This window comes from Rhodopirellula europaea 6C (assembly GCF_000338295.1).
Classification (GTDB): domain Bacteria; phylum Planctomycetota; class Planctomycetia; order Pirellulales; family Pirellulaceae; genus Rhodopirellula; species Rhodopirellula europaea.
Genome location: NZ_ANMO01000011.1, coordinates 151,654 through 165,556 on the forward strand (window position 1 = coordinate 151,654; position 13,903 = coordinate 165,556).

The window sequence follows — 13,903 nt, forward strand, 5'->3', positions numbered from 1 at the left end:
GCGATGGAGAGGTCGCCATACTCGGCAATGCTATTTATGGGAACGCTCTCCTGCCGATCGACTTGAACACCGACGGCCCCGATACGAATGATGGGGCTCTGAATCCGACGCTCGCCAACGACGGAATGGATGCACCAGTGGTAACCACGGCCAACCTGGATGGGACCACACTATCGCTGGACGGTTTCATCGGCGTGAGTGCTCTGGGTGACGCCGACTTTGCCAATGCACGGGTTGAGTTTTTCCTCAGCGACGGAACGGGATCGTCCGAATTCCTCGGCTTTTTAACCGCGGATGCCAATGGTCTGTTTTCTGGCGACCTGACTGTCAGTGGCGTTGTGGACACGGACAAAATCATCGCAACAGCGACTCTGGGCGGCACCGTGACCTCCGAATACGGAAATGAGTTCGACGTCAACGTCGCGCCGCACGATCTAAATCCCAATTCTGCGACGGTCAACGAAAACACCGACACCAGTGGCGGACTCGTGGTGGCGACTTTATTGACCAGCGATGTTGATCCGGGGGACTCGGCAACCTACAGCGTCGTCGGTGGAGCAGACGCGGGTGTGTTCAGCATCAGCGGCGACCAACTTGTTCTCACCGATGGTGTCTTGGACCATGAAACGCAATCTTCCTACACGGTTCGCATCCGAACGACGGACGGCGGTGGCATGTTCCGTGAAGAAGACGTCGTTGTTTCAGTCAACGATCTGAACGAAGCCCCTATTATCACTGGTCCGGCATCGGCAACGGTGGGCGAGTCACAATCGATTACCTTCGACGCCGTCGGCAGCGGACTGATTGACACCTACGATGACGACGGTGATGGTTTGAGCATTACCGTCACCGCCAGCGATGCCTCGATCACACTGGCACAAACCACCGGCCTGACCATCGTCGATGGCGACGGAAGTGATGGCACTCTCTCGTTCTCGGGTTCGCAAGCCGACATCGACACGGCACTGGACGGATTGGTTTACCAAAGTGACTCCGGTTTCAACGGTGTCGCAACCCTGACGATCGACGCCTCAGACGGTTCACTGTCTGATCAGCACATCGTCAGCATCACCGTGAATCCCGGTCAAACGGTCTTTGTCTGGGACGGTGGCGGCTCAAGCAACGATTGGACCGACGCGGACAACTGGAATCACGACCGCGTTCCGGAAGCGGACGACGTCGTGGTCTTCAACGCGACAAGTTCGAAAGACTCCACGCTGGACGCCGCGTTCGCCGGATCGATTAGCGAAATCCAAGTCAACGCGGGCTATACCGGCACGCTGACCTTTGCGACCGGGCTGACCAACACGGGCGACTTCATCATCGCCGACGGAACCGTCGACACCAACGGACAGGCCATCGACATGGAAGGCTTCATCAACGTCACCGGCGGAACGCTGACGATCGACGGCAGTACGCTGAATCTGGCCGATGACTTCATCCATTCCGGTGGGACTTTAAACACCAATGGTTCAACGCTGTACTTCGATGGCTCGGGCGATCGCAGTTTGCAAACGTCTGCCGAGATCGACAACATTGAGATCGATCACGTCGGCGCATTGACATTCCTCAGCGATCTGTCTTTCGCCGGTGACTTCACGCACAGCCAAGGCACTGTCGACTTTCGCGGTCACGAAGTCAGCGTCGCCGGAACGACCGGCCAAACCGTCGACGCGTCGGGACTCACGTTTGACGATTTCGAATTCAACAACAGCAACACCGTCACCATCGTCGGCGGACTCGATATCGATGGTGACCTGAATTACACCAACGCCGTCACCATTAACGGCGGCAACGTGACCGCGGCGGGTAATATCACGACGATCGACAGTGTTTGGTCAGGCACCAGCGTTTTGACGCTTGATGGCACCGCCGACCAAACGATTTCGACCGGTGGCGGTGCCGGCGAACTTGGCAACCTGGTCATCAACAAAGCCTCCGGCACGGTTCAACTAGTCGACGATATCGAACTGGGTGGCGACTTCACGCACACCTCCGGCGGCTTTGACACCAACGGGCAAACCGTCGAATTCCAAGGCCACAACACCACGATCGATGCAGGTTCGTTGACATTCGAAGATGTGATCCTCAACAGCACCATTGCGGGGTCACGCGTGATTGTCGGAACGCTGGACGTCGACGGAGACTTCACGTTCGCAAACGCTGGCACGTTGAACAATGGACAAATCACGGTTGCAGGCGACATCACCTACAGCGATGACAGCTACAGCGGGACGACGATGATCATTGCCGATGGCACCGGCGATCAAATCGTTTCGGCAACGTCCGGCACCGCGAAAGCCGAACACCTGACGATCAACAAAGCGTCCGGCACGCTAACGTTCGGCACCGACCTGACCATCAATGGCACATTGAATCATGTCGCCGGCAGCGTAGCGGATCTGACGCACACGATCACGTTCGGCAATAACTCGGGAACCATCACCGCGTCGTCGATTAACTTTGATGATGTCATCTTTGATTCCAATTACAGCAAGAACATCTCCGGCGTGCTGAACGTCGGTGGCGACTTGACCATCACCAGCGTCAATGCATTGAACGTTGGTGAAATTCGTGTCGCGGGTAACATCACGTCGTCCGACACCAGCGTCGGCGGCAACTCGCAAATCACGCTGAACGGGACCGGAACGCAAACGATCTCTGGCGACGATCTTTCCGATGGCAGGCTGAACATCGACAAGACCTCCGGCGTTGCGGTCCTGGCCGATGACCTGGTGCTCAACGGAATCTCGCAAGACCTGAACGTGATTTCGGGCACGTTGGATTTGAACGGTCACACGATCAACGCGACCGGCGAAGTTGTGATCGACGATTCGCTGTTGATCGGCACGGGCGCGATCACGAACGGTCTGACGCTAGACAACGACGCGATTGTTCGCCTGTCCGCATCTTCGACCAGTGTTTACGAATCGATCGCGATTGGTGGCACACTGACGCTGGGGCTCGGCGCGCAATTGGAACTCGACCTGACCGGCATGACGGCGGGCGGTTACCTGCAAGACATCCTCACATCCACAACTTTGGCGGGAACGTTCGACGCCATCACGTTGCTCAATGACTCCGTCGGCTTCACCGTCTACGACGAATACAACTCGCCGACCGGTGCCGTTGACATTTTCTTGAACAGCAATCCGACCGGCAGCGTCAGCGACGTCAGCGTCAATGAAGACGCCCCCGACACGGTGATCGATCTCGACGCCGCGTTCAGCGATCTCGAACACGCCGACAACGAGTTGACCTACAGCCTGATCGGCTACAGCAATCCCGCGTTCCTGGACTCCGCGAACATCGACAACGGTGCCGGCACGTTAACGCTGGACTACGCCGCCGAGCAACACGGCACGACCACGATCACCGTCCGAGCCACCGATGCACGCGGCGAATTCACCGATGTGACCTTCAACGTCACCGTCAACTCGATCGAAGACGCACCGGTCGTCACGGGTGGTCCCGCCACATCGTCTCTGACCGAAACCGACAGCGGCCTGACCGATGCCGGCACGTTCACCGTCAGCGATTCCGACATCGCCGACAACGTCACCGCCGCCGTCGATAGCGTTGCCGTTTCAGGCACCGGCGCGTCAAGCATTCCCGGATCGCTCGACAACGCGACCCTGCAAAGCTTCCTGTCCGTTTCCCCGACCGCGATTCTGGACGGAACCGAAACGACCGACACGCTGACGTGGAATTTCAACAGCGGATCCGAACCGTTCGACTTCCTAGCCAATGGCGAAACACTGATTCTAACCTACACCATCAGCGCCACCGACGATTCCGCCTCCACCCTGTCGGATACCGAAACCGTCACCGTCACGATCACCGGAACCAACGACACGCCCGACGTGTTTGTCGATACGGGCGATAGTGCCGCAGAGACACTGACCGAGACGGACACCACGCTGACCAGCAGCGGAACGCTGACGGTGAGCGATTTGGATTTGACGGATAGCGTGACCAGCAGCGTGACGGGAGTCGTTACCTCCGGAACCACGACAGGCCTTGGATCCGACAACGCGGCGTTGCTGGCGATGATGTCCTCGACGGCGGGCGTGCTGGATGCGACCGAGTTATCCGATCAGTTGACCTGGAATTTCAACAGTGGCGGCGAGTCATTTGACTACTTGGCCAGTGGTGAATCTTTAACGCTGACTTACACGATCGAAGTCACCGACAGCCAAGGTGCCACGGACACGCAAAATATCACCATCACCGTCAACGGAACCGGTGACGCACCGGTCATCACCGGCGGTCCTGACACGTCCAGCCTGACTGAGACCGATAGCGGACTGACCGACACCGGAACACTGACGATCAGCGACCTTGACCGAACCGACAACGTCACCGCCGCGGTTGACAGCGTCGCGGTTTCGGGCACCGGAGCGTCCAGCGTTCCCGGATCGCTCGACAACGCGACCCTGCAAAGCTTCCTGTCCGTATCGCCCACCGCAATCCTGGACGGCACCGAGACAACCGACACGCTGACATGGGATTTCAACAGCGGCGCCGAAGCGTTCGACTTCTTGGCCGACGGCGAAACGCTGATCCTGACCTACGCCGTCAGCGCCACCGACGACGATGGCACGCCACTGTCGGACACCGAAACCGTCACGGTCACCATCACCGGCACCAACGATTCACCCGACGTCTATGTCGACACCGGCGACAGTGCCGCTGAAACGCTCGGCAAGACTGGGGCGACATTGACGACCTCGGGAACTCTGACGGTTGACGATTTGGATCTGACCGACTCGGTCACGTCCACTGTCAACGGCGTCGCGGCATCCGGTGATACGACGGGACTGGCGTCCAACAATGCAGAACTGTTGGCAATGCTGACGTCGACCGCCAACGTGATCGATAGCAACAAGCTGACCGACACACTGAACTGGGATTTCAACTCGGGAAGCGAGACGTTTGACTATCTGGCCGCGGGCGAATCGCTGACACTGACCTACACCATCACGGTCGCGGACAGTCAGTCGGCGACGGACACGCAGAACGTCGTCATCACCATCACGGGTAACAACAATGTCCCCGTGATCACCGTGGAAACGGGCGATAGTGCAGCCGAGACACTTACTGAAACCGACACGACACTGACTTCAACCGGCACACTGACGGTCACCGACGTCAACCTCAGCGACACGGTCACCTCGACTGTCACCGGAGTCGCCAGCAGCGGAACCACGGCGGGATTGGGCAGCGACAACGCGGCAATCCTTGCGATGTTGTCATCGACGGCGAGTGTGCTCGACGCGTCCGAAACATCTGATCAATTGACATGGAACTTCAACAGCGGCGGCGAGTCATTCGATTACCTGGCCAGCGGTGAAACATTAACCCTGACCTACACGATCGAAGTCACCGACAGCCAAGGTGCCACCGACACGCAAAACGTCACCATCACCGTCAACGGAACCGGTGACGCACCGGTCATCACCGGCGGCCCTGACACGTCCAGTCTGACGGAGACCGATAGCGAGCTGACCGACACCGGTACGTTCACGATTGAAGATTTGGACCGAAGCGACAACGTCACCGCCGCCGTCGATAGCGTTGCGGTTTCTGGCACGGGTGCTAGTAGCGTCCCTGGATCGCTCGATACCGCGACCTTACAAAGTTTCCTGTCAGTTTCGCCGACCGCGATCTTGGACGGAACCGAGACCACCGACACACTCACATGGAGCTTCAACAGCGGCACCGAAGCGTTCGATTTCCTTGCCAACGGCGAAACGCTGATTCTGACTTATAGCGTCAGCGCAACCGACGATGACGGCACATCGCTTTCAGATACAGAAACCGTCACCGTCACGATCACCGGCACGAACGATGGACCGGCTGCTTCGGTCGATACTGGCACCGCGAACGAGTCGGGCGGGGTCGCCAATGCGACAACTGGAAACGATGCGACCGGAAATGTCTTGACCAACGACACCGATTCAGACGTGACGGACTCGCTGACAGTTGTCGGGGTCGCTGCGGGTTCACAAGGCTCCGCTTCTGGTTCCGTCGCCAGCGACGTTGTTGGTACCTTCGGAACGATCCAAATCTCTAGCAACGGATCGTACACCTTTGTTGTCGATGAAAACAACGCGACCGTCCAAGGACTTCGAACCACGAGCGACACACTTCAGGACGTCTTCACCTACACGATCGAGGATTCAAACGGTGCGAACAGCACTGCCGAAATTACAGTCACCATCCGAGGAGCCAACGATAACCCTCATGACTTGGCGACCACCGGCCTGACCGTCATCGAGACCGCCAACAATGGCACCTCAGTCGGCACGATCACTCATAGCGACGTTGATTCCGGCGATACGGCGACCTTCACACTGACAGACGACGCAAACGGACGCTTCGCGATCGATCTCAATACGGGTGAAGTTACCGTTGCAAACACGTCCCAACTCGACCACGAAACCGACACCACTCATAGCATCACTGTTCGCGTGACGGACACCGCAGGCGCGAGCTACGACGAAACCTTTGTCGTGACGGTCACAGATGCCAACGAGCATCCTGTTAGCACACCGATTGACAGCGACGCGGCGGTGAACGAAGTCGATGAAAACTCCGGCGCCGGAACTTCTGTTGGAATTACAGCCGATGCCTTTGATTTGGATTCCACCAACAGCACCGTCACCTACAGTTTGACCAGCAATCCAGACGGGCTGTTCCAGATTGATCCCAATACTGGCGAGGTGACCACATCAGCGGTCGCAATCGATCGCGAAATGCATGGGGCAATCCGATCGATCACGGTTCAAGCCGCCAGTTCCGATGGATCCACAGCGACGCAAACGTTCAACATCACGATCAACGACTTGAACGAATTCAATGCTTCCACTCCGACCGACAGCGACCTTGGGACAAACGAAGTCGACGAGAACGTGGCGATTGGAACCACTGTTGGCGTCACTGCTGACGCATTCGATTTGGATGCCACCAACAACACGATCACATACAGCCTGAGTTCCAACCCAGGCGGACGATTTCAGATCGATTCCAACACCGGCGAAGTCACCGTTGCTGGATCGATCGACCGTGAAGTGTCTGACCGCTACGACATCACCGTCACCGCCACATCCAGTGACACATCTTCGGCATCACAAACCTTCACGATTTTCATTAACGACCTCAACGAATTTGCTGTTGTTGCAGGCGGAGATGTCGACGGCAGCATCAACGAAGTCAACGAAAACTCGGCAGCCGGAACCGTCGTCGGGGTCACCGTCTTTGCTACGGACTCGGATGCCACCAACAATAATATTCAGTACACAATGTCCGACGATGCGGGCGGTCGTTTCGATGTCGACCTGCACTCGGGTGTGGTCACCGTCGCTTCCGGATCTTCGCTGAACTTCGAAGACCACACTTCGCACGATATCATCGTGCGATCCACATCCGACGATGGATCGTTCATCGACCAGACGTTCACAATTCAAATTCTCGATGTCAACGAAGCTCCCGTCGCGCTAGGTGACGGCGTTTACACAGCCATCGTCGGGCAAGGCATCGAACTTGACTCCCCACATCTGCTGGCCAATGACATCGATGTCGACTCCGATCCACTTCGGGTTGTCATCATCGCTCACCCGGCCAACGGAACGCTGCAGATCGATCTGAACGGCGACGTCACCTACACGCCGAACGCGGGGTATTTCGGATCAGATTCGTTCAGCTATCAAGCAGACGACGGATCGCTAACCAGCAACACAGCCACGGTCACAATCGACGTGATCCCCGGATCATCCGGTGGAACCGGGGGGAGTTCCGGTGGTGATGGTGGCGGCGATTCCGGTGGTTCAACGGGAAGCGGCGATGGCGGTTCCGACGGCGACAGCGGATCCGATAGTGGAGATAGCTCCGGCGACTCAGGTGGCGACACCACCATCGATGGCAACGCCAACCCAGTCGGCCCGGGTGGTTCCACTGGTCAGTCAGAAAACGAGTCCACTCAAACCGGCCGAGACAAGGCGGACGCCAATCTCGGTGACGGCAATGGTTCTGAATCGGGCGAAGAGAGTGCCGGCGATGGGAGTGACGCTCGAGGGCAGGGAGTTCGGGCCACATCCAACCAATCCGGGCGAGTCGGTCAACGATTTGGCTTCGGCGATTCGATGTTCATGTACGACATCCTCAATGGTGAGAACGGGCTGCTCAATGGATTGGAGGGTGACTCAGAACTGAGCACGCTGCTCAGTTGGCACCTCTCCGACAATGGTTCGGTCCAAATCAACGAGACCTACGACAACGAAGAAATTCACGTGGGTGCCGTCGGCACAACCTTGGGTTTGGCCTCAATCGGTTACGTGCTCTGGGCACTGCGAGGCGGAATGTTCATCGCGACGATGTACGCCGGTATCCCAAGTTGGCGAATGCTCGATCCGGCATCCTTGCTTTCTGCTTATCGCGGAGTCGACGGCGCAGCCCAGGACAAAGTGGAAGAAATGCTCGACTAACACCACCGGGCACATCGTTACGAAACGAACAGCCGGACCAGCCGGCTGAACCGTCAGCAACGACAAAACTTTTTAGCGTCAACTCAGATGTACACCGCCCATTGCGGGTGTGTCACGTTTCATGGCGAAGACTTATCCAAAGGGAATTCCTCGACTGATTTCTCGCGGCCGACGGGCCGCGTGTCACCGCATGCGTGTGACGAGTCAGCCCGGAATTTGACGTCAACCATCCCGATTTTTTCGATCGACTTTCTTGTTCCAAGCCGTATTCGCATCGCTTCGACTCGCCTTTGCACTGGTGTGCATTGGATTGGGTCTCATCCTCGGAGCTCAGTGGCTCGGGTTTATCCCCGATTCACGGCTGGCCGAAGAAGCTGCGCGGCGCAAATTCTGCGAAACCGTTGCGATCGCTTCGATCGACGACATTCGCCAGCATCGGTGGGCCAAGCTAAACACCACCCTGGAAGCTTTGGTTCGCCAAAACGAATCCTTGCTGTCCGCAGGCTTGCGAACCGATTCCGGCATTCTGCAGGCCAGCACAAAACACCACCGAATTTGCTGGGACAAAAACAAATCGTCCGACGAAGCAAAGACAGTCAACTCAAGCGACGCGAATTTACAGGACGTTCCTTCGCGCGATAGTGACTTGTTCCTCTCAGAAGATCCCGCACCCGTCGAATCTGTCCCAACTTGGGTTGAGCCCACCGAACTGAGTTCCAACCAATCCACCGTTGAACTCGACGGCGACATCATTCGATTGGATATCCCAATCACGGTCCAGGACCGCACATGGGGGAATCTCGAGTTCACGTTCCGAAGCACTCTTGCCGGACCATTCGGTGGATTGCTCGACGAAGGAATCCTTCGACTGCTGATCTTCTTCACCGTGATCGGCATGGGTTCGTATTCATTCTTGATGATGCGAATCCTCGGCGTCTTCTCACGCACTCAAGTCGTTCCGGAACGCGTCCGTCAAGCTCTTGACACTCTCGCTGAAGGCCTGCTCGTACTTGATAAAGACGGCAAGATCGTTCTTGCCAATGATAACTTTCTAGCCACCAATGGATTCGAACCCGAAGAACTGCAAGAACGCTTGGCCGCCGATCTGCCATGGGTATTCGGCAACGGCGACAAATCGTCCAAAGACGCTGAACTGCCATGGACGCAAGCTATCAGCCAACGCAAATCGGTCGTCGGTGAAATACTCCGATTGACCGGGCGAGACGGTGTTCACCGAGTCTTCAGCGTCAATGCGGGACCGATCGGCGAAGACGAAAAACAAAAAGGTGCTCTGGTCACCTTCCAGGACGTCACGCACGTTGAGAAACATCGTCTCGAACTCGAGAACATGTTGTCGATGTTGCGATTGAGCAAAGACGAGATTCAGAAGAAAAACCAAGAACTCGAAATCCTTGCGACGCGAGATGCCTTGACCGGTTGTTTGAACCGACGTGCATTTTTTGAACGCATGGAAGAAATGCTGACGGACTACCGCAACGCCGGACGTCCGCTGTCATGCTTCATGGTTGACATCGACCACTTCAAAAGCGTCAACGATACCTATGGTCACCATGCCGGTGACGAGGTGCTTCGCAAGGTCAGCAAAGTTTTGCGAGACCTACACGAAGAGAACCAAGTCGTTTGTCGTTACGGCGGAGAAGAGTTCTGCGTGATGTTGCCAGGTCATGACCTGGACGAAGCGATGGAACAATCCGAGCGAACTCGATTGGCGGTGATGAACATTCGCCTCGAAGACCCCGAATCGCTGCGACTGACTGCTTCACTCGGTGTCAGCGAGTTGAAATTCGGCGCCACGGATGTCCAATCACTGATCAACCAAGCCGACAGCTGCCTGTACGTTGCCAAACGCGGCGGACGAAACCAATCCGTTGCATTCGATCCTGATCGAGTCGATGTGCTCGGTGAAGAAGAATCACAACCGGAGGAAGTCGTCGATCCAAACTTGGTCAGCCTTCCGTTCCATGCCGTCACGGCACTGGTTTCCGCATTGGCCTACCGTGACCCCGCGACTGCCGAACACAGCCGACGCGTTGCGAACCTCTGCGTTCAAGCCGCGGATGGATTGGTTTGCCAGCGTGACATTTATGTTTTGGAAATCGCCGCTCTGCTGCACGACATCGGAAAGATCGGCGTGCCGGATGATGTGCTGCATAAACCCGGTCCGCTGACTGACGAGGAATGGAAAGTCATGCGGCGTCACAACACGATCGGGTTGGATATGGTTGCGGGCACATTCCATTGCCCCGAACTGGAACGCATCATCCGAGCCCATCATGCAATTTCGGAACGCGGAGCCACAGAACGGAACCTCAAACTGGATGAGCTTCCGATGGAAGCTCGCATCCTCACGATCGCCGATACTTATGACTCCATCGTCTCCGACCATGCCTATCGGCAAGGTCGGCCGCACTCCACCGCGGTGACGGAACTGAAGCGATGCGCAGGCAAACAATTCGACGCTGATTTGGTGAATCACTTTCTCGCCAAGATTGAAGCCGATGTCAAAGAAAGCGCCATGGGTGTCCCCACCGCGACCGGAATTTCGTTCGCCGTGCCAAAACCAACCGCGCTCAAGATCGGACAGCAGATTGAACGCATTGCCGAAGCCATGGACGCGCAAAACATCACGGAACTACGTGACCTTTCTCGAAATCTATGTGAAATCGCGGATGCGAGCTACCTGACTCCGATTGTCGACTCCGCACGGCAAATCGAAGAAGCGGCATCCAACGGTGAAAACGTCGAATGGATCACTCTGCTACGTCAGACCCAGAAATTATTGGACCTGTGTCGAGCCACGCAGAACGCCCACCTCATTGAAGTCGACCAAACCGAGGAAGAGTTATTCCTACCGTAAAGGAATAGCGCAAACGACGTCCCTGTCACCGTGATCATGCCTTCGCCTCCCCGGTGTAGCGATAACGTCCACCAACGGCTGGATCGAGCAAACCCGCGGTTTGGAAGGCTTGCAATCGAGGTCGCAACCAATCCCACAACTCGGTGTCGGTTACATCCTGATCCAATTGCCGTCTGGTCGCATCGATCAGACGCCCGAATTCGGGGTTGTCCAAGAACCACAACGGCGAGTGCACTTCACCGCCCGATGCCAAAAACTCTTCTGAGTTGATTGCGGCTGCAAAGTACAACATGGAAACAGCCTCAAACCGCAACATGCTGCGCAAGCATCGGTAACACATCGCCACCAACGAATCAATCCGAAGCAATTCGCTTTCGACGGTCTCGGCGTAGCTCGCCAACAGATCCGCTTGGCGTGCCGGCTCACTCAGCAGCGCATCCGCCAATCGTGCAACACCGATCAATCCATGAGCGATCCCGGTACTGTGCAATGGATCAATCGTTGCCACCGCGGTCGGCATCGCGATGTAGTTTCGCAATCTGATCGGCGTTTGCATTCGCTGAACTCGGTCAACGCTGATCCAATCAGGAGTCGCCTCGTCGAAAGTCGCATCTCGCATCAGTCGTTGCAAACTCGCGTACCGCTGCCAATCCACGGAATCGCGACCGTTCGGCTCAGTCCATCCGACACTGGTGACGCCGTGATCCAAACGCAGCATCCACATCCAACCGTCCGCGGTCAAATGATGTTGAGCCGCGTCATCGGGATCAAAGGGTTCGTCCTCGCCCAACTGGTTCGTTCGTCGCAATTCATCCGTCCATGATCGCACGTTGCGAAAGTGAGCGAACACGCTTCGGGTGTTCGTTTGCAATCGTTGGTCGACTCGACGCAGCCCAATGAACGCGGCCAAGTCCTCCGGCAACACACCAAACCGCCCCGACGCATTGATCAACCACCCCGCCGATACAGACTGACTTGTTCGCTTGTCTTCTCTCTGCGTGCGTTCGCGAAGTATCAGCCGAACGGGCTCACCCATCTCCGCCGAAACAACCTGAGTGCACTCCCGGCAATCCGCCCCCGCGAGAGTTGCTTGCTCGACAAAAAACGCATCGACATCGCTTCGCAACCAATGCGTGTCCGCCCAAGTGTCATTGGGACTCGCCGTTACCATCAAACTGTTTCGCTTCGCACCGGACGTTCCATCCATGTGATCCTGAAACCCATCACTGGCGATCTCGTCACTTCGCACTTCGCCGTGATGATAGTAGCTGAACCCGCGTTTCTTTCCGCATCGCAAATTGGGAAACGTTTGTTTCCAACTCGGATAGGTCGACAAGGCGTGCAGCTTCGGCAACTCATACTTCTCCGCAAGCTGCCGCATCACTAAATCAGCTATTGGCGTACTTGATTCCCCGATGACAAAGCGACCAAATCGATCTCGCTCAACCAACAACACTCGCATGCCACGAGCAGCCAACACCCAGGCAAGCAGCCCTCCGGAAAACCCGCCGCCCAAGATGGCAACGTCATAGTGGGTCGATGAATCAGACATCATGTGTCGCATCGTTCTTCGGTTCAGCGGTAACGCTCTCACTCAATTCAACTGGCTCCGGTTCCAATCCCCAAGTGTCCAAAGTCAGCACCGGTCCGTGATCAAATCGCGGATCGTTTTCGAGAGCAGCCATGACCACCCGCATCTGTTTTCGCGTTGGCGGACAAAACATGCCTTCGCGAGCCAAACGATCCATGAAACCGTTGCCCGTTCGACACGGCAACAAACTGATATGACGAGCCCCCGCCGCGGCGGCAAACCGTGCCGATGCGATCGTCCATGCGTAGGATTCCGCCGGAGCCAACCACGGCAGACCATGAATCAAGAACACACGCAGATCAATCGACGCTTCTTTCAGGTGTTTTGCGAATTGAAAAAATTGCCCCGGACGAAGTCGTTTGTTCAATCGTTCCAACATTCGCGGCGCGATGCATTCCAAACCGACTGCTATTTCCAGTTTCCCGCGCAAACGTTTCCCGAACTCAAACAAACGTCGTGTCCCGATCAGCGGATGGTTCTCGACCACCACGCGATCAAACGGTTCACACAAACGGAGAATCTCTTCGTCATCCACCGACGGTGTCGTTCGCGGGTCGAAGAAATTCCCGCTGTTGTAAAGCTTGATCGTTCCGCCCGATTCGCGACCGGTTTGCTCTCGCCAGTGCCGCAAACCCAATCGAATTTGTTCGGGCAGAGCCCCTGGCGGCGTTGGTTCGTTTAGCGTGTTTCGCCATAAATCGCACATCGTGCATCGCAGCGAACATTCCGACGACGCAAGCAACAAGGTCAACACCTGAGTCATCTCCGGTTGCTGGCCTCGATGGCGATTGGCAGCTTCCAGTTCCACGAAGACGGAATTGGGTCGATTGGCATCCCGGTTGCGACGTTCCAAATCAACAACCACCGCGTCACCGCGCGATGCCAGCACTTCTTGTGGTGAGGGTTTGGTAAACGAGTTCGATTCCCTGCGTGTCATGGAATTGATCT

General features: G+C 56.6%; 3 protein-coding genes and 1 pseudogene. 2 read left to right on the forward strand and 2 right to left on the reverse strand.

The features are described 5' to 3' along the window. Positions 1-1,094: 1,094 nt before the first annotated feature. Positions 1,095-8,486, forward strand: a pseudogene (locus RE6C_RS33395) (VCBS domain-containing protein); the annotation flags it as partial. Between the two features lie 253 nt (positions 8,487-8,739). After that, the gene (locus tag RE6C_RS01095; RefSeq protein WP_039960861.1) at positions 8,740-11,364 is read left to right on the forward strand and encodes a diguanylate cyclase; all 2,625 of its coding nucleotides are present in this window, start codon (positions 8,740-8,742) and stop codon (positions 11,362-11,364) included. A 34-nt stretch (positions 11,365-11,398) separates the two neighbouring features. On the opposite strand, the gene RE6C_RS01100 is transcribed toward RE6C_RS01095, so the two are convergent. Then, a complete protein-coding gene (locus tag RE6C_RS01100) occupies positions 11,399-12,916 on the reverse strand; it encodes an NAD(P)/FAD-dependent oxidoreductase (RefSeq protein WP_008653035.1) in 1,518 nt (505 codons plus the stop codon). Beyond that, on the reverse strand, positions 12,909-13,892 hold the full coding sequence (locus RE6C_RS01105; RefSeq protein WP_236617850.1) for a Fe-S oxidoreductase: 984 nt from the start codon (positions 13,890-13,892) through the stop codon (positions 12,909-12,911). Before RE6C_RS01105 ends, RE6C_RS01100 begins: the two co-directional genes overlap by 8 nt. Between the last annotated feature and the right edge of the window lie 11 nt (positions 13,893-13,903).